The 22607-nt window shown below is 51.1% G+C and carries 20 protein-coding genes; all 20 read left to right on the top strand.

Features of this window, described 5'->3' with window-relative positions:
• Positions 1-2: 2 nt before the first annotated feature.
• The 20 genes from rfbB to COMA1_RS09275 all read left to right on the top strand — a co-directional run bounded on the left by rfbB (position 3) and on the right by COMA1_RS09275 (position 22413).
• Positions 3-1082 carry a dTDP-glucose 4,6-dehydratase gene (rfbB, locus tag COMA1_RS09370; protein WP_090747392.1) on the top strand — a complete coding sequence of 360 codons (1080 nt, stop codon included), beginning with the start codon at positions 3-5 and terminating at the stop codon, positions 1080-1082.
• A complete protein-coding gene (gene rfbD / locus COMA1_RS09365) occupies positions 1082-2005 on the top strand; it encodes a dTDP-4-dehydrorhamnose reductase (protein ID WP_090747389.1) in 924 nt (307 codons plus the stop codon). The genes rfbB and rfbD overlap by 1 nt, the downstream gene beginning before the upstream one ends.
• Before the next feature lie 5 nt (positions 2006-2010).
• The gene (rfbA, locus tag COMA1_RS09360) at positions 2011-2925 is read left to right on the top strand and encodes a glucose-1-phosphate thymidylyltransferase RfbA (protein WP_090747386.1); all 915 of its coding nucleotides are present in this window, start codon (positions 2011-2013) and stop codon (positions 2923-2925) included.
• A gap of 113 nt (positions 2926-3038) precedes the next feature.
• A complete protein-coding gene (gene cysC, locus COMA1_RS09355) occupies positions 3039-3695 on the top strand; it encodes an adenylyl-sulfate kinase (RefSeq protein ID WP_090747381.1) in 657 nt (218 codons plus the stop codon).
• A gap of 537 nt (positions 3696-4232) precedes the next feature.
• Positions 4233-5333 carry a radical SAM protein gene (locus COMA1_RS09350; protein WP_090747377.1) on the top strand — a complete coding sequence of 367 codons (1101 nt, stop codon included), beginning with the start codon at positions 4233-4235 and terminating at the stop codon, positions 5331-5333.
• Positions 5334-5374: 41 nt separating this feature from the next.
• Positions 5375-6361, top strand: a complete 987-nt coding sequence (locus COMA1_RS09345; protein ID WP_090747374.1) for an SDR family oxidoreductase — start codon at positions 5375-5377, stop codon at positions 6359-6361.
• Between the two features lie 11 nt (positions 6362-6372).
• A complete protein-coding gene (locus tag COMA1_RS09340) occupies positions 6373-6957 on the top strand; it encodes an SIS domain-containing protein (protein ID WP_176697967.1) in 585 nt (194 codons plus the stop codon).
• Positions 6958-6963: 6 nt separating this feature from the next.
• Positions 6964-8487 carry a PfkB family carbohydrate kinase gene (locus tag COMA1_RS09335; RefSeq protein ID WP_090747368.1) on the top strand — a complete coding sequence of 508 codons (1524 nt, stop codon included), beginning with the start codon at positions 6964-6966 and terminating at the stop codon, positions 8485-8487.
• 54 nt (positions 8488-8541) lie between these two features.
• Positions 8542-9468, top strand: coding sequence for a thiamine pyrophosphate-dependent dehydrogenase E1 component subunit alpha (locus COMA1_RS09330; protein WP_218055349.1), 927 nt, complete (start codon positions 8542-8544; stop codon positions 9466-9468).
• Positions 9461-10549: an alpha-ketoacid dehydrogenase subunit beta gene (locus COMA1_RS09325; RefSeq protein ID WP_218055348.1), complete on the top strand. Its 1089-nt coding sequence runs from the start codon at positions 9461-9463 to the stop codon at positions 10547-10549. The genes COMA1_RS09330 and COMA1_RS09325 overlap by 8 nt, the downstream gene beginning before the upstream one ends.
• A gap of 28 nt (positions 10550-10577) precedes the next feature.
• Positions 10578-10916 (top strand): hypothetical protein, encoded by a 339-nt coding sequence (locus COMA1_RS09320; protein ID WP_090747358.1) that lies wholly within the window; start codon positions 10578-10580, stop codon positions 10914-10916.
• Entirely contained in the window at positions 10913-12052 is a 1140-nt protein-coding gene (locus COMA1_RS09315) for a radical SAM/SPASM domain-containing protein (RefSeq protein ID WP_090747355.1), read from the top strand. The genes COMA1_RS09320 and COMA1_RS09315 overlap by 4 nt, the downstream gene beginning before the upstream one ends.
• A 164-nt stretch (positions 12053-12216) precedes the next feature.
• The gene (locus COMA1_RS09310) at positions 12217-13260 is read left to right on the top strand and encodes a glycosyltransferase family A protein (protein WP_090747352.1); all 1044 of its coding nucleotides are present in this window, start codon (positions 12217-12219) and stop codon (positions 13258-13260) included.
• A 353-nt stretch (positions 13261-13613) separates the two neighbouring features.
• Positions 13614-14957: a glycosyltransferase family protein gene (locus tag COMA1_RS09305; RefSeq protein WP_090747349.1), complete on the top strand. Its 1344-nt coding sequence runs from the start codon at positions 13614-13616 to the stop codon at positions 14955-14957.
• Entirely contained in the window at positions 14945-16993 is a 2049-nt protein-coding gene (locus tag COMA1_RS09300) for a B12-binding domain-containing radical SAM protein (RefSeq protein ID WP_090747346.1), read from the top strand. Before COMA1_RS09305 ends, COMA1_RS09300 begins: the two co-directional genes overlap by 13 nt.
• 198 nt (positions 16994-17191) lie before the next feature.
• The gene (locus COMA1_RS09295) at positions 17192-18208 is read left to right on the top strand and encodes an NAD-dependent epimerase/dehydratase family protein (RefSeq protein ID WP_176697966.1); all 1017 of its coding nucleotides are present in this window, start codon (positions 17192-17194) and stop codon (positions 18206-18208) included.
• A 33-nt stretch (positions 18209-18241) separates the two neighbouring features.
• A complete protein-coding gene (locus COMA1_RS09290; protein ID WP_090747340.1) occupies positions 18242-19087 on the top strand; it encodes a hypothetical protein in 846 nt (281 codons plus the stop codon).
• Positions 19084-20250: a sulfotransferase domain-containing protein gene (locus tag COMA1_RS09285; protein WP_090747337.1), complete on the top strand. Its 1167-nt coding sequence runs from the start codon at positions 19084-19086 to the stop codon at positions 20248-20250. Before COMA1_RS09290 ends, COMA1_RS09285 begins: the two co-directional genes overlap by 4 nt.
• Positions 20251-20306: 56 nt before the next feature.
• Entirely contained in the window at positions 20307-21059 is a 753-nt protein-coding gene (locus COMA1_RS09280) for an ABC transporter permease (RefSeq protein WP_176697965.1), read from the top strand.
• A gap of 10 nt (positions 21060-21069) precedes the next feature.
• A complete protein-coding gene (locus COMA1_RS09275) occupies positions 21070-22413 on the top strand; it encodes an ABC transporter ATP-binding protein (protein WP_090747330.1) in 1344 nt (447 codons plus the stop codon).
• The last annotated feature ends 194 nt before the right edge of the window (positions 22414-22607 follow it).

Genomic DNA, 22607 nt, shown 5'->3' with positions numbered 1-22607 from the left:
AGATGAGTATCCTGGTCACCGGTGGAGCGGGGTTTATTGGGGCCAATTTTGTGCTCGACTGGTTGACACAGCATGATGAGTCTGTGGTCAATCTCGACAAGCTCACGTACGCAGGCAATCTGGAGAGTCTCGTTAGTCTCGGAAACGATGAGCGGCATATCTTTGTGCGGGGTGATATCGGCGATGCCGCGCTTGTCGATAAACTATTGAAGGAGCATGGTCCGAGAGCGGTTATTAATTTCGCCGCTGAAAGTCACGTTGATCGATCTATTCATGGACCTGGTGAGTTTATCCAGACGAACATCGTCGGTACCTTTCACTTGCTTGAATCGGTGCGTGCGTATTGGGGTGCATTAGCAGGCGAAGCCAAACAGCGTTTCCGGTTTCTGCATGTCTCTACGGATGAGGTGTACGGCTCATTGACACATGACGCGCCAGCTTTCAGTGAAATGAACCGCTATGAGCCCAATAGCCCTTACTCGGCCAGCAAGGCGGCCAGCGATCATCTCGTCCGCGCCTATCACCATACCTATGGCCTGCCGGTTCTGACCACCAATTGTTCGAATAATTATGGTCCCTACCAATTTCCAGAGAAACTGATCCCACTCTGCATCTTGAATGCATTAGCTGGGAAACCACTTCCGATCTATGGGGATGGATTGCAAGTGCGGGACTGGTTGTACGTGAACGATCACTGCCGAGCCATCAGCCTCGTGCTTCAAGGCGGTCTTGTGGGAGAAACGTATAACATCGGCGGCTGGAACGAAAAGACGAACTTAGATGTTGTGCAGACCCTCTGCGATACTCTAGATGGGCTTGCCCCACCTGCCACCTGCCACCTGCCACCTGCCACTTGCCGTTCTCTGATCACCTTTGTGAAGGATCGCCCAGGGCACGATCGCCGTTATGCCATGGATGCCAGTAAAATCGAGCGCGAGCTAGGCTGGAAGCCTCTCGAAACATTCGAATCCGGTCTGCGTAAAACTGTGACCTGGTATCTCCAAAATCCACGTTGGATCGCCAACGTGACCAGCGGGGCCTATCGTACGTGGATCGATCAACAGTACGGTGCCGGAGCGTAATGCGGATCTTGTTAACAGGAAAGCATGGCCAGGTCGGATTTGAGCTTCAACGTGCGCTGGCTCCATTGGGCACGGTCCGTGCTGTGGATTCCGCAGAATGCGATTTGGCTGATGCATCCGCTATTCGTGCCCTCGTTAGATCATGCCACCCAGATCTGATTGTGAATGCTGCAGCCTACACCGCAGTAGACAATGCAGAGTCAGAACTCGCACTGGCGCACGCTGTGAATGCTGTTACACCTGGGATTCTTGGGGAAGAATCTGTGAAGTTAGGGGCATGGGTTGTGCATTATTCCACTGACTATGTATTTGATGGTCTCAAGCTGGGCACCTACACCGAAGAAGATCTCACGAACCCGCTGAGTGTTTACGGGCGTACCAAACGAGATGGTGAGATAGCCTTACAGCAAAGCGGAGCGCGATATCTTACCCTCCGGACGAGCTGGGTAGTTGGAGTCCATGGAAACAATTTTGCGAAAACGATTCTGCGATTGGCTCTTGAGCGAGAACAGTTGAATGTGGTGGCCGATCAATTTGGAGCTCCAACATCGGCAGCCTTGCTGGCGGATGTGACGGCTCAATTGGTCCGGCAAAGGCAGAGAGAGGGGGCGGATCGTTTCTCTTACGGTTTGTACCATCTGGTTGCAGGCGGCGATACAACGTGGTGTGAGTATGCGAGGTTTGTCGTCTCGGAAGCCCTGGCCGCTGGAAAACCACTCAAGCTCGTGCCGGAGGCCATTCGAGGGATTCGCTCATCAGAATATCCCACCGCCGCTAAGCGCCCAGCTAATTCGCGGTTGGATACCGACAAGTTGCGTAGGATTTTTGGTTTCGAGTTGCCTGATTGGCAGAATGGGGTACAGCATGTGCTGCAACAGATTCTGGATGATGGTGGGTCGCAAGTTGTAAGTAGTAAAAGGTAAACCACATGACTCAACTCAGGACCGACCACTCACCACTGGCCACTCACCAAAGAAAAGGCATCATCCTCGCCGGTGGCTCAGGTAGTCGGCTTTATCCGGCTACGTTAGCCATCAGTAAGCAGCTCCTACCAGTCTTCGATAAGCCAATGATTTATTACCCGTTGAGCACATTGATGTTGGCGGGCATTCGGGACATCCTCATCATCTCTACTCCCCAGGACACTCCTCGCTTTGAACAGCTATTGGGGAATGGCCATCAATGGGGAGTCAATCTTCGGTATGCCGTGCAGCCTTCGCCCGAAGGATTAGCGCAAGCTTTTATCATCGGAGAATCATTCATTGCCAATGATCCCTGTACCTTAGTTCTTGGAGATAATATTTTTTATGGTCATGACTTTCATGATCTACTCACCAATGCCATGACGCGTGTCAATGGTTCGACAATCTTTGCCTACCATGTTCAAGATCCGGAGCGATACGGAGTGGTCGAATTTGATGAAGAGGGGAAGGTACTTTCGCTTGAGGAAAAACCAAGGCAGCCAAAATCCAGCTATGCTGTGACCGGTCTCTATTTCTATGACCGACAGGTTGTCGAGTTGGCCAAGAGTCTAATGCCTTCGACCCGTGGCGAACTGGAAATTACGGATTTGAATCGGTTGTATCTGGAGCAGGGCACGTTGAATGTCAAGATCATGGGACGAGGGTATGCCTGGCTGGATACCGGCACGCATGAGTCGCTCCTCGATGCTGGCCAATTCATTGCGACCCTGGAAAGCCGCCAAGGACTGAAAGTAGCCTGTCCAGAAGAAATTGCATATCGACAGCAATGGATTGATGCGGAGCGACTGGAAAAGCTTGCACAACCATTGATTAACAGTGGGTATGGGCAATATCTTTTACGAGCGATCACGGGAATGTGATTGATTGAATGCCTAACCCGTTGCCGCGTTTCATCTAGCGATCGCAAAGAGTTCAAGTGTCGTTGCCTAGATAGGTCACGTGCGGTTCTCAAATCCTGCTGGAATATTCGTTCATGAGCGGTAGGTCCTCTCACCCAACATCATCAGATGTTGTCTGGCACTATGCCACAGTGACACGCACACTCCGAGAAGCGCAAAACGGCCATCGTGGTGGAATTATCTGGTTTACCGGGTTGTCGGGGGCAGGGAAATCGACGTTGGCACACGCGGTCGAAGCGATCCTCCATCAAGCTGGGTGCCAAACGTTTGTGCTTGATGGAGATAATGTGCGCCATGGGCTTTGTGGTGATTTGGGATTTTCACCTCACGACCGCCATGAAAATATCCGACGCATTGGGGAAGTGGCGAAGCTGTTTATGGAAGCGGGAGTGATCGTTCTCACCGCATTCATCTCGCCGTACTGTGCCGACCGAGCACGGGTGCGCGGCATGGTTGCGCAAGGAGACTTTATCGAGATTTATTGCGATGCACCTATCACAATTTGCGAATCACGCGATGTGAAAGGTATATACAAAAAGGCCAGAGCCGGACAAATCTCCCAATTCACCGGAATCGGTTCTCCCTATGAAGCGCCGGAAACACCTGAACTTATTGTCAGGACGGGAGCCGAATCTCTTGAGATCTGTGCGAGACGGGTAATCGACGAATTGATGCGACGTGGTTTTGTCTCGTCTACGAAGATTGCGCAAGACAGCGAGAACAAACGATGAGCGGTATCGGTACTCATTGTGAAGATCTCAACCGGTGCAGCTGTATCTGCTCCAGGTGCTTCAGTCTAAAGCCGGTCTGGGTAATCCTGCTTTTGCTTGCCCTCATCTCACAATACTGGAGATTCAACTAGTTTCGTTTTAAGCTCCAAATTATATAATCAGACTTTCTTAGGTGTCGTGAAGTGTGGTTGTCGTAGTGCCAAGGTGGCCAAGCCTTTATAGTACAGGCGGGGCATTTGATGGCGATAGTGCCTCATTCGCACAGTTTCGGTAATCCGATATTTTGAACAGTTGCCGATCAAGATACACGGCGTGTGGTAAGCACCTTCTGAAATTGTGAATATATCAGGGATGTCCTTTGGAGATAAGGGGAGCAAGTCTTCGGCTTGTTTGCCCAATGGGGTCTGATTTGGTAGAGTCCCACCATTCGTTTACAGAAGTGGATAAAGTTCAGTCTGCAGAGTTGGGATTGGGGAATGATGGTTTGTATAATTCCCACGTGTCGCTTGTGGTGTACTTAATAAAAAGGGCGCTAAAATGGATAAATTTGGAATTGATAGCCATAAACTTATCTATCATCCGCAACGTGTCACGCAGTTTTTGGATGCAGGCGATGATTGGGAAAGGGCAAAGGCTGTCTACCCAATTTATATCGAGGTGTCCCCTGTGGGTGCCTGTAACCATCGATGTACGTTCTGCGCCGTTGATTACATCGGTTACAAAAGTCGAATGCTGGATGTCGAGATGTTCTCAGAGCGCGTTGCTGAAATGGGGCGTTTGGGAGTCAAGAGCATCATGTTTGCCGGGGAAGGCGAGCCGCTCCTTCATCGGAACATCAATGAGCTCGTCAGTGCCACCAGCACTGCCGGTATCGATATCTCGTTTACGACCAATGCCACGGCGCTGAACGAGGCGTTCATCGAGCGGTCTCTTCCGCTGACTTCGTGGATCAAGACGTCGCTGAATGCGGGGACGGCAGCGAATTATGCCAAGATTCATTGCACCAAAGAGCGAGACTTCGATCGAGTAATCGCCAATCTTAAGCATGCGGTCTTAGCCAAGAGACGGGCCGGATTGCGGTGTGCGTTGGGAGCACAAGCGATTTTGTTGCCCGAGAATGCACACGAGATGGAGCTCCTTGCGAAGATTTGCCGAGATGAAATCGGTCTTGATTATCTTGTTGTCAAGCCATATTCTCAGCACTTGTTCAGTGAGACGCACATGTACGAGGATATCAACTACAGCAACTATCTGGCGCTGGCCGATGCGCTTCGGATTCTCAATACCGAGAGCTTCCATGTGGTGTTTCGGGAAAATACGATGAGGAAATACACTCAAGATGAGAGTGAGCGCTATACCAAATGCAATGCCACTCCGTTCTTTTGGGCGTATATCATGGCCGATGGCGCGGTGTACGGCTGTAGTGCGTATCTGCTCGATGAGCGTTTCGCGTATGGAAACATTAACGAGCGGACGTTTCAGTCGATTTGGGAAGGCCCTGAACGGAAAGCCAATTTTCATTATGTGCGGCATGAATTGAATATTAAAGACTGTCGCAAGAATTGCCGGATGGATGAGGTGAATCGATATTTATTCACTCTGCGAGAAGAGAAAATCGAGCACGTTAATTTCATTTGAGCCATGCGGCTACGCCAGTCATTCATGAGGAACAACGAAGTATGAAGTGTGTGGTCACGGGAGGGGCAGGATTCATAGGAAGTCATTTATCCGAACTTTTGCTCCACAAGGGGCATGATGTCATCGTTGTGGATAACCTCACATCCGGTCGGATGAGCAATCTGAAAGCTGCGACCAGCAATCCACGCTGTACCTTCGTTCAGGCGGACATTCGCGATCTCCCGTCTTTGCAGCCGGCTTTTCGAGAAGTGGACTGGGTTTTTCACCTTGCGGGGCTTGCGGATATCGTCCCCTCAATCGAAATGCCGGCACAGTATTACAGCACGAACGTCACCGGCACGTTCAATGTGCTTGAGTGTGCGCGGATGTGCGGTGCAAGGCGGTTCGTCTACGCAGCCTCCTCGTCAAGCTACGGTATTCCGGATATCTATCCGACGCCAGAATCATCTCCGATCAAACCGCAATATCCCTATGCGCTGACGAAGTATCTGGGCGAGGAGCTGGTACTGCATTGGGCTCAGGTCTATAAACTTCCCGCGCTTTCATTGCGGCTCTTCAATGTCTACGGAACACGTTCTCGAACAAGCGGGGCCTATGGGGCCGTCTTCGGTGTATTTCTGGCACAGAAGCTAAACGGGCATCCCTATACCGTCGTCGGCGATGGCAAGCAAACCCGTGACTTCACCTACGTGACGGACGTTGCCGGCGCGTTTCTTGCCGCGGCTGAGTCCTCGGTCACGGGTGTCGCGATGAACGTGGGCAGCGGCAATCACTACAGCGTCAATCGTTTGGTCGAACTCTTGGGAGGATCGGTCGTGCATATCCCCAAGCGTCCGGGTGAACCTGATTGCACGTTTGCATCCGTCGAAAAAATTGAAACCCTCCTGAGCTGGAAGGCGAAGGTTACGTTTGAAGCCGGGGTGGAAATGATGTTGAGGAATATCAACGACTGGAAGGATGCGCCAGTATGGGATCCTTCAAGTATCAGCCAGGCAACCCAAGCGTGGTTTCAGCACTTGGGTGTCTAAGGAGAAGAATAGTGATCCAAGAGATTGCTCTTGCTGCTCGGGTGGTTGAATTTTCTGATCTCATCACTCGTTGTGAAGTAACCCACAGGGATGGGTCGGCTCTGTTCCTTGAAGCGGGAATGGAGGATCTCTGGCGCCGATTGAATCAACTCCGTAATGATGGGGGGCATCTCTATGTGATCGGTAATGGAGGAAGCGCCGCCGTGGCGAGCCATGCCGTCACCGACTTCTTCAACGTTGCCAAGTTGAGAGCGACAACGTTGCACGAAAGTTCTCTGATGACCTGCATGTCGAATGATTTCGGGTACGAGAACGCACTCGGGCGAATGGTCAAGCAACTGGTCAAAGCGGGTGATGTGGTGATTGCCATCAGTAGTTCGGGGAAGTCCATGAATATCAGGAATGCCGTGACGGAGGCGACCATTGCGGGAGGTTACGTTGTGACCTTCAGTGGGTTTGCGCAGGACAACCCGCTCCGCTTTCTCGGTGATCTGAATCTCTGGATCAATTCGGCGGATTATGGATTGGTGGAAGTCGGTCATCAGTTCTTGTTGCACAATCTCTCCGACAGGTTCGGGGCAGGTCTGGTGGGTTGATACGGTATGTCGAGTAGAAAGATTCTCAGCCTAGATGAACTCGCAGGCCAATCCCACGAATTCAGGGAGCAGGGTAAACGTGTCGTTCTATGTCATGGCACCTTCGACCTCATGCATACCGGACATATTCGCTATCTGCAACGCGCGAAAAAAGAAGGCGATGTCCTCCTTGTGACGGTGACCGCGGATGCATACGTCAACAAGGGGCCTGGTCGTCCGATCTTTAACGAACTGCTACGGGCCGAAAATCTCGCGGCATTGGAGTGCGTTGATTTCGTCGCGATCAACCATGCCGTGACTGCTGTCGACGCCCTGCATCAAATCAAGCCGAGCGTCTACGCCAAGGGAAGCGAGTATCGCTCTCATGGCAATGATGTGACGGGAAACATCATTCATGAGCAGGAGGCCGTGCAGGCACATGGCGGTGAAATCTTTTACACCGATGAGATCACATTTAGCTCCAGCAGTCTGCTGAACGAACATTTCGGGGTGTTCAGTCCCGATACCAAGGACTATCTTGATCGGTTTCGTGAGAAGTGGCCTGATCGTGAAATCCACCGTATGGTCGAGGTCCTTGATACGCTCAATGTATTGGTTGTCGGTGACGCCATCATCGATCAGTATCATTATGTGTCCCCATTGGGACAGACCGGGAAGGGCAATGTGCTGGCCGTGCAGTATGACACCGAGGAGCAATTTGCGGGTGGCTCGATGGCGGTTGCCAACCATATCGCTCGATTTGCCAAATCGGTGACCTTGGTTGCGGGGTTGGGTGACACCCAGAGTCATGAGGGGTTCATCCGAGAGAAGTTGCATCAGAACATTACACCGATCTTTTCGTATTTCAAGAATGCGCCGACAGTCACCAAAAGACGGTTTGTCGACAGTGATCTCTCAAAGCTCTTCGAGGTGTACTTTTTTCATGACGAGCCGATGTTGGAGGATTCCGGAGCGTACATTCACCAGTGGTTGACCGACCATCTTGCAAAATTTGATGTCGTTGTAGTTGCCGATTTCGGCAATGGGTTTATTTCCAACGATATGGTTCGATTGCTGTGTGCCAAGTCGCGGTTTCTTGCGGTCAATACGCAGATCAATAGTGGGAATAGGGGTTATCACGTCATCAATCGGTACCCTTCAGCAAGTTTTGCGTCGCTGAACGAGCCGGAGCTGCGGTTGGCGGCACACAATAGGCATGATCCATTGGAGAAGGTCGCTGAATCCATCGCCGCGAATATCAGTGCCGGTCATTTGGCGATCACGCGTGGGACCAAAGGGATGATGATGTTTGACGCCAAGGAAAACGTGTTTCACAAAGTGCCGGCTCTGTCATCCCGAGTGATTGACCGTATCGGTGCGGGGGATGCTCTCCTTTCTTTAACGTCGCTCTGCCTCGGCAGAGGGTTTCCAAGCGAAGTCGCCGCCTTTGTGGGAAGCGTGGCAGCGGCGATGGATGTGCAAATCGTGTGTAATCGTGAACCGATTGATCCCGTTGCGCTAAAAAAATACGTATCGACCTTGCTGAAATAATTGAGGGGACGGTTGCCGATGTATGACCATACCAGGAGGAGCTTGTTCAATGCCATGCTCCGTATCAGGCGGGTCGAGGAAGCGCTGGCGACTCGTTATGCCGAACAGATGATGCGGTGCCCGATGCACTTGTGTATCGGACAAGAAGCTATTGCCGTCGGTGTGTGTGCCGCCCTGCGCAAAGAGGATAAAGTGTTCAGCAATCATCGCGCGCATGGTCACTACCTGGCCAAAGGTGGTGATCTCAGTGCGATGGTCGCTGAGCTGTATGGCCGTGTGACAGGTTGCTGTGGAGGCCGGGGAGGCTCCATGCATCTCGTTGATTTGGATGTCGGATTTATGGGCGCCACGCCGATTGTCGGTGGGACGGTTCCGTTAGCAGTTGGTTCCGCGTGGGCCGCCTCGCTCAAAGGAACTCCTGATGTTACGGTGAGCTTCTTGGGTGATGGGTGTTTTGAGGAAGGTGTGGTGCATGAATCGCTGAATTTCTCGGCATTACACCGGTTGCCGATCGTTTTTGTCTGCGAGAACAACGATTTTTCCGTATATACCCGCCGCGACGAACGCCAGCCCAATCGTCCCATCTATCGGATTGCCGAGGCCCACGGCATGCCCGCTGTCGCGGCAGACGGCAATGATGTGGAGATGGTTAGCTCGCTCGTACGGACAGCAGTAGAAAATGCTCGCAATGGGCGCGGACCGCAGTTCTTGGAGTTTGATGCCTACCGATGGCGAGAACACTGCGGGCCTGATTTCGATGACCATCTCAAGTACCGATCTGTACAGGAAATTGAATCGGGTCTGAATAATTGCCCGATTGATCGGTACAAGAAAGTCTTAATGCAGAGCGGCTGTCTCGATCAGCAAGCCTGTACTGGGATCGAGGCTCAGATTCGGGAAGAAGTATCCGCCGCATTCGAATTTGCCCTGGCGAGCAGCAAACCGACTATCAAGGATGCCTGGGAGAAGGTGTATGCGTGATGTCGCGGAGCGTCAACTGACGTTTGCTGAAGCCATACGCGAAAGCCTGGATCAGGTGATGGAGAAGGATTCGCGCGTCATCGTGATCGGTGAGGGGGTTCCTGATCCGAAAGCGATTTTCAACACCACGTCCGGGTTGCGTCAAAAGTATGGAGCGCGTCGGGTGTTCGATATGCCGCTGTCGGAAAACGGGCTTACCGGGGCCTGTATCGGTGCGGCATTGTCTGGTATCCGGCCGGTCATGATCCATCAGCGCATTGATTTCGCTTTGTTGGCCATGGACCAGCTTGTCAACAACGCCGCCAAATGGCACTACATGTTTAATGGAAAAGCGTCGGTTCCGATGGTGGTTCGGATGATTGTGGGACGAGGGTGGGGGCAGGGGCCTCAGCATTCTCAGAGCCTGCAAGCCATGTTTGCGATGGTACCGGGACTTAAGGTTGTCATGCCGACCACGGCTCATGACGCAAAAGGCATGATGATTGCCGCTATTGAAGACGACAATCCGGTTCTGTTCATCGAACATCGATGGCTTCATCACGTCTCGGATAATGTGCCGGACTACTACTATCGGGTTCCTATCGGTCAAGCGCGGACCCTGCATGAGGGATCCGATGTGACGGTAGCAGCGTTTTCGTACATGGCGCTTGAAGCATTGATTGCGGCGAAATCAATGTCGATGGAAATGGGAATTGGGTTGGATGTCATCGACATGCGGACCGTACGCCCGCTCGATGTGGAAAGCGTACTCACTTCGGTTCGAAAAACGGGCCGTCTCATTGTTGCGGATACGGCATTTCGGACCGGCAGCATCGCCGGTGAACTGATCAGCCAGGTTGTCGAGCAGGCGTTCTCGTTTCTGAAGGCGCCTCCGGTCCGGATCGCTTCCCCAGACTTTCCGACCCCGACGTCTGCTTTTATGGCCGAGGATTACTACCCAGGCCCTCAAACAATTGCCGATGCAGCTCTCGACCTTATGGGCAAAACAAAAGAGGCGGATGGTTACGGGAGAATGTCTGCCGGGCTGGTTCGCAAAGGACCGCACGATGCTCCCAATCGCGAGTTCTCCGGTCCGTTTTAACCGTGTCTGTCCAACAAGGGGGGAATCCATGGGAGGTAATCTGCTCCATGCCAATGTCGAGACCCCTATGCCTGCTCCCGAATGGGTGATACGGTCCGAAGCAGAGCGTCTGTCCAGTTTGGAGAAAGCGATGGTCGCCGGTAAGGAACAGTTCCGGAGGTTGCTGGTGATCGTTGCGGCTAAAGATGATGGTCAGGTCATCGTACAACTCAACGAGCCTCTCTCGGCGGGTGATCGAGGAACCGTGCTATTGGATTTCGAGGCCTATATCAAATCGGCCGTGGATGGCGGGTTGACCGTATGGGTTGAAGCGCTAGGGGATAGAAATTCACTCCGCAATCTTCGCGGAATCGAGGTGAAAGCATGACGACTGCTGTTCAAACCAGAGCAGGGGCTCTGATTCTCGACTCGCACAAACTGTCCTATCATTACGATCGCGTTGAAGCATGGGAGGCCGGTTCAAGAATCGCTCCTGTCAGCGTCGACATGTCTCTCACTCGTGCTTGCGGTTCAATGTGCTCATTCTGTTACGCAATGATGCAGGAGTCCCAGGCGCGCAGCAGCATCAGTACGCAGCATGCGTTGAACCTTCTCGACGATTTTGCTGACATCGGCATTCGAAGTGTCTCGCTTGTGTCCGATGGTGAGAGCACGTTGTCGAAAGCGTACGTGCCGTTCATCCAACACGCGGCGAAGCTCGGCATCGACGTGGGGAATGCGACGAATGCATGGGAGTGGGGACCCGAGAAGATTGAACAGGTCCTCCCCTTCTTGACGTGGGTACGGTTCACAGTGGCGGCGGGTCGCCCTGAGAGTTACGCGAGTATCATGTACAAGGGGCCGGAACATACGCAGGTATTTGATCGTGCTATTGAACATATCCGCCATGCCATTGATTTTAAGCGGCGAATGGATTTGCCCGTCACACTCGGCATTCAGATGGTCCTGATGCCGCACCTAAAGGACGAAATCATTCCGTTCGCCCAGCTCGGGCTTGATCTCGGAGCGGATTACGCTGTCATTAAACATTGCTCGGATGATGAGCAGGGCACGCTCGGGATCGATTACAGCCAGTACGAGAGTCTGCACGACCTCTTGGAGCAAGCCGAGGCCATGAGCAATGAACAGACGAAGGTGATCGTCAAGTGGACGAAGATCAAGGATGGCGACAAGCCAAGTTATCAGCGGTTCTATGGGCCGCAGTTTCTGTTGCAGATCAGCGGGAGCGGCCTGGTGGCACCATCCGGCATGTTTTTTAACGCGCGCTACTCCAAGCTGCACATCGGGAACTTCACCGAAGAGCGGTTTAAGGATATCTGGAAGTCGACGCGGTACTGGCGCGCCATGGATTATCTGGCATCACCGGCGTTCGATGCGCAAACGATGATGGGTACCCTTCCGATTCAGCATTATGTCAGTGTCGCGTTGGACAACCACGCCAAGGGGATCGCCCGAATCCAACCTGGAGGCGGACGTAAACCGTTGCATCACAACTTCTTATAGCTCATGTGGAAAACATTCGCAGCGTGATCTTGCTTCTTCGCTTAGATCTACTTTTAGCATCCTGAATACTTATGGCTCTCACGTATCTTGTTTGATTGTCACCATGCCGGATGGAGCACCAGTCTTGGAGGCTATATGAACCATCTAAAGAGGCTGCGTAGGTGATGGGATCTGTTTCGCCGACGCCAACCATCGCAGTCGTTATACCCAATCGCAATGATTCTGCTTTCCTGACTACCTGCCTTGAATCAGTACTTAAGCAAAGCGTTCGACCGAACCAAATTATTTTTGTCGATGACCAGTCATTGGATGACAGTCTGGCCAAAGCGAGAGCCAAACTCGATGGCGTTGAGGGAGGCATAGTTCTCGCGAATGCTTCTTGTCTTGGCACCATGAAGACCCTCAATGAAGGTCTGAAGCAGGTGACTTGTGACTATGTGGTTTTTTTAGCCTCCAACGATAGTCTTATGGATGGGATGATTGAGCAAGCCCAATCGTCCATAGCTAAGTTTGGATGGCCTGGTGTATGGTCTGCCATGGTTTGGGCAGCGGATGAACACGGTCAGTGTAGGTATATTTATCCGTCACCGGTTATCGCACTGAAGGAGAGTTATTTCAGCCCGGAGGAATGCATTTGTCTGGCGTTGAAACTTGGCAACTGGTTTACTGGAACGACACTGGTTTTTCACCGTGAATCACTCCAATATATCGGAGGATTTGATGCGGAATATCGCGGTCTGGCCGATTTGTTTGCTGCGTTGACGGTGTCGAGCCTCAGAGGTGCGGTTTTTTGTCCCCAGCCACTTGGAGTCATGCGCATGCATTCGGGGGGATATCTCTGGAAAACACTGACTGATCTCGACAATCTTGAGGCGATACTCGAAAAAATCGAAGTTAGGGGCTTTGGGCTTTCTCCCAAGCTTTATACCAATCAGTTTTGTAGTCGAACCAGGCTTCGTATCCGCTTTGCTGCTTTGCGCGCATCGTGTATCACGGTCCATAGGAATTGGTCCGGAGTGCAGTATCGACTAGTGCATGCTGCAAACTCGCTACTTGGCGCCAAATCGAGATTGGCGGTGGTGCTGGCTTTTATTCTTCTTCGTCCATTCGATGCAGCCGCCTTTGTGAAGTACAGGCTATTCGGCATGTTATGGGTAATGGGGCATAGTCTGAAATCGCTAGGAGCAAGGCCGCACATCTCGAAATGATCGGTCGGGAAGAGAAGGCGAGTGAGAGCAAGCGGGTTGGTATGGATCGTCTCGAGAGCTGGTACTCCATATGGCGAGCGTATGGCTCCGGATATTGCTAGGGCTTCAAAGGTCTAGGCACCTGCTGAAGAATTTGAGCGTGTGCCCGTGTTGATAGGGGCATGGATCTTCCTTGAAATATAACTGTGGCATTCAGGGTAACCTGTGTTCGGGGATACAGCGTAGGTTTTGACGGAGGCGAACGGATCCTTGTGCCGGTGGGTAGTGAATAGATCTGGCTAGTTAAACTTGGACGCTGAAGATGGATTAATCAGCGAATCCTACGCCCTCATATTTAGGTGAGGTAATTTTTCATGAAATCAAACAAATTTCTGCTCGTGCCGAGTGTTGATAATCCCTATGATATTAGGATGCTGCGATCGCTAGGTGAGGAGCTCAAAGGTTTTGGCCATGAATATATTGTGGCTCGCAGTTCTGAGCACGCGTATGTGCCATTGATCGATGAGGTCAAAATTGATGTCGTCCTGGCAGTGAATAAATCTCGACCAAGAGATTACAAGACGAAACATCATGCCAGATACGTATCCTGGTATCAGGATGTATTCTTAGATACCTCGGGTGAGGTTAACCTGCATGACGACGATATCCTTTACACCTTAGGAACCCCGAAGCAGCTTGGTCTGCGACTTGAGACGCAAAAGTATATGACCAAGCCGTTTTATACAGGCATCAATGAAACGAATCGCGCGAGTAAATCGTCAGAAGTGTGTGATTTTTCGTTGTGCGCTGGGTTACCATTGGATTTGCCGAGTCAGCCATCTAGATTTTGTCAGTCAAGAATTTCACATTCCGTACTGTTCGTCTTATTCCAGAAGCTTATTTTGGCGGCAAAGAAGAGGAATTTCTTCGGACTAAACTACAACCAAGAAATCATCAAGAGGATGAAAGCTCTTACAGAGCAGGTCTATAGACCCTTAGAAGGATCTCTGGATATTCACGAAATCGAAAAAGCGCTTCGGGCGGAGATTGTGCCATTCTTTAACAATGCCAGAATTGCCGATGACATTTTATGGTTTATGATCAGGTTGGTTCCCAAGCGATGCTTGAAGGCTGTCGTTGGTGAGGAGAGTTTGGAGAAGTTGTACGGCTATGGATCTGGTTCTCCCAATAATTTCGATGCTTATTTTTTAGGGTTGCTGAACTGGATGAGTCAAACATATCCTCGAATTTACGAAAGAAGACTGCTGATAGAAGCTGTGGCCAAAGTGTCAGATAACATTCATATCTACGGCAATTGTATGGATCGGCATGATTTTAGCTCGCGGTATTATAAAGGCACCTTGCATTCGGAAGAGTCGCTGGCCAATGTCTATGCGAATAGTAGGGTGAATCTCGGTAACAATACCCATGGACTTGGTTTGCATTCCCGAAACTTGGCCGTTATGGCAGCGGGCGGTTTCTTGCTTCACCACAGGTCTAGGGAAAAGATTCACGGTAGTCTTGAGTCGGCATTCGAGGAGGGTGTGCATTACATAGGCTACAATGGCTTAGATAACCTGAAAGACGTGGCTAAAGCCTATCTCGACGATAGCAAGTGTCGACATCAAATAGGGACCGAGGCTCAAAAGTACGTATTCCAGAAACATTCATGGAAGCACCGAGCCAGTGAGCTTTTGGAGGATCTATGTCTGAACTAAAAACTATGCTCATGGTCGTACCACGCTACGGGAATTTTGGTGATTTTTATCAAGTCCCGTTGGGCCTCGCCTATATTGCGGCGGCAGCGCAGAGTGCCGGATACAAGGTTGATGGACTGAATTTAAACCATTGTGAGGGATCTGTTTCTGATCTCGTCAGGATGAAGGTCAAAGACTTGCATCCCGACGTATTGGCAACCGGAGGCCTCTCAGTCTTCATCGACCAGATTAATGAGATTATTCGATCCGCCAAGGAGTCGAATCCAAGCATATTCACGATCTTGGGGGGGGGAGTTGTTAGCGGGGAACCGGATGTAATTCTGAAGGCAATAGACGCTGATATCGGGGTTATCAATGAAGGTGAAGAAACGATTGTCGAAATACTTAATAAACTGAGAGCAGGCGAAGACTTAAGTGAGATTAAAGGAGTTGTGGTTAGAACAAGTAGGGGTAGGATTCGCAGGAACGGTGAGCGTCCTCAACGGGAAGATCTTGAAAACATACGCTGGCCGAACTATGAGATCTTGGATCTGCAGAAGAGTATCGAGAATCAGCGAGTCCTGGATTCATATTTTTTTCACGTTGCCCCTGATGATAACCCTCGGTCCCTCGATATGATCTCGAGTCGATCATGCCCCTTTAAGTGTACGTTCTGCTTTCATCCTACAGGGAAGACCTATCGAGAGCGGGATCTAGATGATTTTTTTAGGGAGCTGGAGTCGGTAAAGGAACGGTTCTCCATAAATATGATTGGGATCGTTGATGAACTCTTCTCGCTCAGTAGAAGTCGCCTTCTTGAGTTCTGCAAGAGGATCAAGCCCTATAACATCGCCTGGATGGTCCAACTCCATGTGAACAGCGCGTCCGATGAAACTCTCAGGGCCATGGCTGACTCCGGGTGTGTCTATATCAGTTACGGTATTGAGAGCATGTCGCAATCCGTTCTTGACTCCATGCAAAAGAAGTCGAAGAAAGCTCGTGTCGAGGAAGCCTTGCGCTTAACAAATCATTACAAGATAGGCATTCAAGGGAACTTGTTATTTGGCGACTCTGCTGAAACCATTGAGACGGCGAATGAATCCATGGATTGGTGGGCTCATAATCGTCGGTATCAAATTAATCTTACACCGCTAATCGTTTTCCCCGGAAGCCCTGATTATATGGCAGCTTTAAGAGATGGCTTAATTGACCAAAAGGATCGAGTCGATTACATCAAGGATATTCCTACAAATTTGAACATATCCTCGATGAATAATTTTGATATGGATATGGTTCGATTCATGGTCTATGTGTATTTTGAGAGTTTGTTACGTATAGCAAAGGTTGTCAGGTTTGAACAAGCCTCGACATCCATCCGAGGTCCTGTTTACGACTGTGAATGGGCGTGTGCTAGCTGCGGTCATCTAAACCACTATAAGAATTTCATTATCCCTCAAGATTGCAAGAATAGTATTAGAATGACATGCCGTTCATGTAGGGAGCGGTTTGACATTTGCAATGCCCCATACAGAGAAAGTGTATTCTCCAAAACGATACCAGGGGAGGCCTTTGCGTCCCTTCGGCAGGCTCAATTTTATTTCGATATCGGGTTATATGCCGAAGCCCATAATCTGGCCAATCAGGTGCTTGGTCAACACGAAAACTGTGTAGAGGCGAGACTCTTCCTCGCGCGTTTTTATGAGACTCATGGGCCTGAAGAGCATATGGTCAGATCGTACGGGGCGGCAGTTACGTTTGATCCATTCAGGCCTGATTTGCATTTTAATTACGCGCGTGCGTTACATCGGATAGGTTGCAACGGCGGAGCATTGCTGCACTTGGAGCAGGCTCTCGTACTACATCCTGGCTATATTCCGGCAATAGAGCTTCGTGAATCGATACAGGGCCAGCACGCTTTTGACGGGTCTACTTCTGTATATTTCCGGTCGTGGTGCGACGACCCCCCTCCTCTGAGACGAGCGATCCCAAAATGTGGATCTGAGGAGATCAGCCAGGTAAATGATGCGAAGATAATTCCCCTGGTGAAAGTTGGGTAGTGGTTTGATCCGTGTAGGTAACAGCAAGGCATACTCGCGGAGTCAGGATTGTTCGTGCCGGTTTTCACTGACGCCGTTTGCGCAACTCATGGGGTTATGCAGCTTTCGCTGTAACCTCTGTGTGCGAGGCGACCATTCGCGGGGCTCAGCTGGCCATCAATGATGATGGTACTCCATGGCCGAACCACAAAGCGTTGTATGAAAATACTGATTCTGGGCGGCACGGTTTTTTTGGGTAGGCACCTTACGGAGGTGTTTTTATCGCGAGGTCATCACGTTACTCATTATAACCGTGGCCTGAGCAATACGCGGTTGTTTCCAGAAGTTGAGAAATTGCGCGGCGACCGTAATCTCAATCTATTGCCTCTGCGGGGTAGGGCCTGGGATGCTGTGGTTGATACCTGCGGTTATTTCCCTCGGCAAGTGACAGCGTCGGCGAAAGTATTATATCCACATACTCCCCTCTACGCCTTCATTTCGAGTGTCAACCAGTATGCGGACTTTAGTGTCAGAGGTGTTAATGAGCGCTATTCTAGTGCTGCAACCATCTTTCAAGCCGCGCAATCTGATCCGCCATTGACGCCGGAAACGTATGGCCCTCTCAAAGCCACCTGTGAAAAGGCCGTCCAAGAGATTTACGGCAATCGTGCGCTGATCGTGCGTCCCGGTTGTCTAGTGGGACCCTATGATCAGGCGCATCGGTTCACATATTGGGTGAGGCGGACAGCTGCAGGTGGGGCGATGCTGGTCCCTGGCTCTCCCGATCAGGTGTGGCAGATCATAGATGTTCGCGATGCAGCGGAGTGGATCGTCCGCATGCTTGAAGAAGAGCGCGCAGGGATTTTCAATGTTGTCGGGCCCGAACAGCCTATATCAGCCAGCCAGTTAATGCAGCAATTGACGTCTTCCGCTGGGAGCGATGCCCGCACAATTTGGGTGGATGCAGAATTCCTGCGCACGAGTTCAGCCGGTAAGCGCTGGTTGGATCTTGCCGAATGGAGTGATCTATCCCCATCCATGGCGCACCTCTATTCGATAGACAATACACATGCGGTTGCCACAGGTCTATGCTTTAGGCCGCTGGCTGTTACGGCCCAAGATGTTCTCACCTGGCTCGAACTGCGAGGGCCTCGTGGGGCTGATGCCCTAGATCCGGAAGGCGAGAAGGATCTGCTGCGTGCCCGGGGACGCTACGCGATGGCCCTGCCACGCTGAACATTCATGTTATGCAAATACTGGAGCGACAGGATGCTAAAGCCCATTACTCAAGATGCGGTTCAGGATGCTCTTAGTCATGTCTTTTACGTGACATCCTGGGGCTATGGTGCGGATCACTGGTTTGCCTGGTTTGTTAAGGCACTCAATGCTAACCCTGAAATCATGGCATATTTGGCCAATGAAGGCTCTCGTCCAAAATACTTTCCGGAAGAGCGATCACGAGCGCAGCGTCCAGACCTCATTAAGTTTACGCGTTTTATGGCTGATGTAGGTATGACGTACACTGCTATCGGAGACTGCTATTCCTACCGGCCGACTATGATGCATGCATTGCTGGATGCCTGGCCGGATATCGTACGGGTTGTACAGCTTACCCGCCATCCATATGCGTGGTTATTTTTCCACGTGCGCTGGCGCACTACAAATATGCGAATGTTGGGAGGGGAGGGGGGGCCGCTCGATCATGAATGGATTCACGGCTGCGATCACGAACTTTTCAAGCGGCTTAAACTCAGACGTTACGAGAAAGAGGATATCGAAATCTGGACCACATATCAGGGTATGTGGAAGATGAATGACGTTGCGAGTGACTCGAAAATGCCAATCCAGCAGATTCCCATCGAACAGGTGGTGACGGATCGCGGAGTATTTTGCAAGATCATCGACTACATCACCCACGGGCGTATCAAATACGATGAACGCTTGCTGGACTTGATCTATGATTGGGTCTGGACGCCGTTTCGAGGGGAGATGAAGCTTCGCGTGTTGCCTCAAGTCCTAAGGGCTGAATGGCCAGACTGGAAAGTTGAGGCTTTTGAAAAATTGGTAAGTCAGGAGGCCCAAGATAGCTTCCGGCAGTTAGGGTACAAATTGTGAGCGGAACGATTGAGCTACTCTTCCTAGCGGGGGTTCTTGCCCTCATGGCACTGGTATGGAGATTAACGAGGCATATCAAGGCTGCGACCAAGACTATGACATTTGAGCTCGAGGCACAGCGTTCCGTTGTCGAGCAGAGCATGGCGGAAATGGCCCAGGCCACGGCATCTGCGCTGGCCTCGCAGCGTCACATGATTGAGCTGAAAATGGCGCAGACTTTAGAACGACTTGTCCCAATAAGCCCTGCTAAAAATGGCCGGGATATACTGGAGTGTCGTGACGTTCCGTTAAACGTCGCGTTGCCGACGCTCTTTCCCGGATGGCAGGATGTACGACCCGTATTTGTCGCTACGGTATTCAAGTCCGGGACGAAATTGTTGGAGCATATCGTCGCAAAACTCACGGGTCTTGAAATAAACGCTCCGACTATGTCGGCTGGTTCTGATTACGAAAGCGCAGGCCCGATTGTTTTCGAGTGCGGAAAATTCTTTATCTGGCACAATGTGCCAAGCCACACTGTCAAGACGCGATTGATTGAGGCCCATGCTCGGCCCATTTTCCTGATTCGAAATATCTATGACTTGGCAGTATCCCAGTATTTTCATTTTGCTCATGATGTGGATGCCGAAATCGGTTATGCTACACATACGGCAGGTTACTTTTCGCAAATGGGCCAAGATGAGGGGATCGCCCTCTTGCTGTCCGGGGCAACATCGGAACATTTCAATTGGCACGGGTTCGGGTACTATCTGCGCCAGACTCAGGAGATTCTTCAATTTTCCAAAGAATACCCTTGTCATATTATGGTTTATGACAGTCTCGTTCAAAACAAGCACCGCGAAATCCAACGGCTGGCTGCTTTTCTGAATGTAGAGCTTACTGATGAGTTACTTGGTGGCCTTGTTGACAGTTCAAGTCTGAATTCAATGCGTGAGGCGAGGATATCGGCGGTGGGAACAGGAAAGCATTTTCGCAAAGGGAGCCCAGGGGATCACGTCAATGTGCTGAAGTCGTGGCACTATCACATGATTAATCAGATCAAGGTGATATTTGCACCTAGGTTAGATGCCCTTTGCGAAGAATTAGGTTTTAGCGGTGTCACCACAGCGCTTGTAGAAAGCGTCCATCCTAGGGCAGTGCCGAGCAATGCGAACGGCAAATGAGTTTCAGGTCTTTATCTTCCCATCTGTCCTGCAATGTTGTTAGCCGTCACCTCTCAATGATCTGGGCGTTGGCCCTGCGAGATCTAGAGACTCGCTATGCTGGAACTATGGGGGGCATATTATGGGCATTTGTCCACCCAGTCGCGATCGTCGTTATTTTTTATTTTGTCTTTGCGATCGGTTTCCGGGCGCAAGGTCCGGAGAACGCTCCGTTTATACTCTGGTTTGTCTGCGGATTAGTTCCATGGTTCTTCTTCAACGAAACGCTGCAGGCGATCACGAAGTCGATCACCAGTAATTCACATCTCGTCAAAAAAACAGTGTTCCCAACGGAAATACTGCCGTTTGTGTACCTTGTCTCGGGGGTGGTGCCTCATGCCATTTTCCTGTTCATCTTGGCAGGTCTGCTTATCTTCTACGGGATTTCATTTCGCGTCGAGCAGCTAGCGGTTCTGTATTTCTTTTTCTGCAGTTGTGTTTTGCTGTTGGGTCTGGGATGGTTGCTCGCTGCGCTTCAGGTATTTTATCGCGATATTGGTCACGGGCTGGCCATCATTCTTAACATGTGGTTCTGGATCACACCGATTGTCTGGTCGCCTGAGATTATGCCGGAACAGTATCGAAAGCTATTGGCATTCAACCCGCTTTACTACATCGTTGAGGGGTATCGAGGGCTGTTGAGTTTTGACACCACTACATGGCCTGGCATTGGGGAAACCATCTACTTTTGGTTGGTTGGCTCAGTGGTCGTTATGATAGGCAGCTATACATTCCGCCGCCTGAAGCCTGAATTCCCGGACGTGATGTGAGCTGCTATTTGTGAAGAGCAAAATTGCTATTTCCGTTCGGGGTGTCACGAAGAAATTTCGGCTATTCTCCTCCCCCAAAGAGCGGCTCATCGAAGCACTACACCCATTTCGGAAGCAGTATCATCGAGAGTTCTTGGCCCTGCAGGGCGTGAGTTTCGATATTTGTCGCGGGGAGATCGTCGGCATCCTTGGGCGCAACGGATCGGGAAAATCGACCTTATTGCAGATCATTTGCTCGGTGATGCAACCAACTCATGGTGAGGTTGTCGTGAATGGACGCATTTCTGCTCTTCTTGAGTTGGGGGCCGGCTTCAATCCAGAATTTACCGGGCGAGAGAACGTGGTTCTCAACGGTGCCATCATGGGGATTGCGCGTGGCGAGATGCTTCGGCGTATGCAGGAGATCGAGGCGTTTGCGGATATCGGGGAGTTCTTTGATCAGCCGGTTAAAACATACTCGTCTGGCATGTATGTTCGTGTCGCCTTTGCTGCAGCGATTCACGTCGATCCTGAAATACTGATTGTTGATGAAGCGCTGAGTGTCGGCGACTCGCGATTTCAGCATCGGTGCTATCAAAAGATCCGGGCATATATGGAGCAGGGAAAGACCATTCTGGTCGTTTCACATGCAACTGATACGCTGCTCCGAATCTGCCACCGCGGAGTGGTCATTGATGCAGGGAGGGTGGTGCATGTCGGTCCCATCTCCGAGGCTGTCACGCACTATCATGCACTGCTGTTCGGTAATCAGGTGCCTCGCCAGGAAACGGTCGATTCGCTTGAGCAACCGGCTGAAGTGAAGAGCCGTGTCGTAGTCGGACAGCGGCACATTCTGACATCGGACCCGACGGATTACACGGCGAGTAGGGCTGCGTACAACCCGCATGAAACGAGAATGGGCAGCGGAGCGGTCGGGCTGGTTGATTTTGAGATTGTGGTCGGCGACATGATCGATCCGCCTGAGATCCCCAAGCATGCGGAGGTCGAGTTGCTGGTAAAACTGCATTTTCGAGAGAGCCTAGAGCGAGTCTCCTTTGGTTTCGCGCTGGTATCGGTGGACGGAACCTACATTGCGGGAACCAACTCGGAAATGGCAGAAGGCCCTTACCTGACCGCAGCGGCCGGCGAATGCGTGCTCGTGCGGCTGCATTGGCGCTCACACGTCGTTGGCGGAGAGTATTTCCTCAACATCGGTTGCCACCATGTACAGGCTGGGGAGAAGACCTTCCTGGATGTGCGGCGCGCTCTTGCTAAACTGAAATTTACCGACACGCCTGGATGTTATGGGTTTGTTAATTTGGAGTATGTGGCTAAGGTGCAAAGGCTAACTGCAACGCAGTTGGTCGCTGAGTAAACAAACCAAGCTGAAGAGCACAAGTGGAATCATCGTCATACCCTGAAGTGAAAAGTAGTTCTCCCCCTAGTTCCCCTGTATAGTCTTTACACGCCAGCCTGCTGGTTACGTGCGTAGGCCTAGCGTGTTCTAGGTCTTAATCAAAGGTCTAGCGGGGTTTGCTGAGAAACCAAGATGCTGACCAGGCTGAGTTC

The sequence above is a fragment of the Candidatus Nitrospira nitrosa genome, from assembly GCF_001458735.1.
Lineage (GTDB): Bacteria > Nitrospirota > Nitrospiria > Nitrospirales > Nitrospiraceae > Nitrospira_D > Nitrospira_D nitrosa.
The sequence above is the reverse complement of the archived record's forward strand: the minus strand, read 5'-3'. Positions and strand labels throughout refer to the sequence as shown.

Excerpts from the sequence above, each read along its gene's own strand:
- rfbB (WP_090747392.1), top strand. The coding sequence starts at position 3 with ATGAGTATCCTGGTCACCGGTGGAGCGGGGTTTATTGGGGCCAATTTT.
- rfbD (WP_090747389.1), top strand. The coding sequence starts at position 1,082 with ATGCGGATCTTGTTAACAGGAAAGCATGGCCAGGTCGGATTTGAGCTT.
- rfbA (WP_090747386.1), top strand. The coding sequence starts at position 2,011 with ATGACTCAACTCAGGACCGACCACTCACCACTGGCCACTCACCAAAGA.
- cysC (WP_090747381.1), top strand. The coding sequence starts at position 3,039 with ATGAGCGGTAGGTCCTCTCACCCAACATCATCAGATGTTGTCTGGCAC.
- COMA1_RS09350 (WP_090747377.1), top strand. The coding sequence starts at position 4,233 with ATGGATAAATTTGGAATTGATAGCCATAAACTTATCTATCATCCGCAA.
- COMA1_RS09345 (WP_090747374.1), top strand. The coding sequence starts at position 5,375 with ATGAAGTGTGTGGTCACGGGAGGGGCAGGATTCATAGGAAGTCATTTA.
- COMA1_RS09335 (WP_090747368.1), top strand. The coding sequence starts at position 6,964 with ATGTCGAGTAGAAAGATTCTCAGCCTAGATGAACTCGCAGGCCAATCC.
- COMA1_RS09330 (WP_218055349.1), top strand. The coding sequence starts at position 8,542 with ATGCTCCGTATCAGGCGGGTCGAGGAAGCGCTGGCGACTCGTTATGCC.
- COMA1_RS09325 (WP_218055348.1), top strand. The coding sequence starts at position 9,461 with ATGCGTGATGTCGCGGAGCGTCAACTGACGTTTGCTGAAGCCATACGC.
- COMA1_RS09320 (WP_090747358.1), top strand. The coding sequence starts at position 10,578 with ATGGGAGGTAATCTGCTCCATGCCAATGTCGAGACCCCTATGCCTGCT.
- COMA1_RS09315 (WP_090747355.1), top strand. The coding sequence starts at position 10,913 with ATGACGACTGCTGTTCAAACCAGAGCAGGGGCTCTGATTCTCGACTCG.
- COMA1_RS09310 (WP_090747352.1), top strand. The coding sequence starts at position 12,217 with ATGGGATCTGTTTCGCCGACGCCAACCATCGCAGTCGTTATACCCAAT.
- COMA1_RS09305 (WP_090747349.1), top strand. The coding sequence starts at position 13,614 with ATGAAATCAAACAAATTTCTGCTCGTGCCGAGTGTTGATAATCCCTAT.
- COMA1_RS09300 (WP_090747346.1), top strand. The coding sequence starts at position 14,945 with ATGTCTGAACTAAAAACTATGCTCATGGTCGTACCACGCTACGGGAAT.
- COMA1_RS09295 (WP_176697966.1), top strand. The coding sequence starts at position 17,192 with ATGAAAATACTGATTCTGGGCGGCACGGTTTTTTTGGGTAGGCACCTT.
- COMA1_RS09290 (WP_090747340.1), top strand. The coding sequence starts at position 18,242 with ATGCTAAAGCCCATTACTCAAGATGCGGTTCAGGATGCTCTTAGTCAT.
- COMA1_RS09280 (WP_176697965.1), top strand. The coding sequence starts at position 20,307 with ATGATCTGGGCGTTGGCCCTGCGAGATCTAGAGACTCGCTATGCTGGA.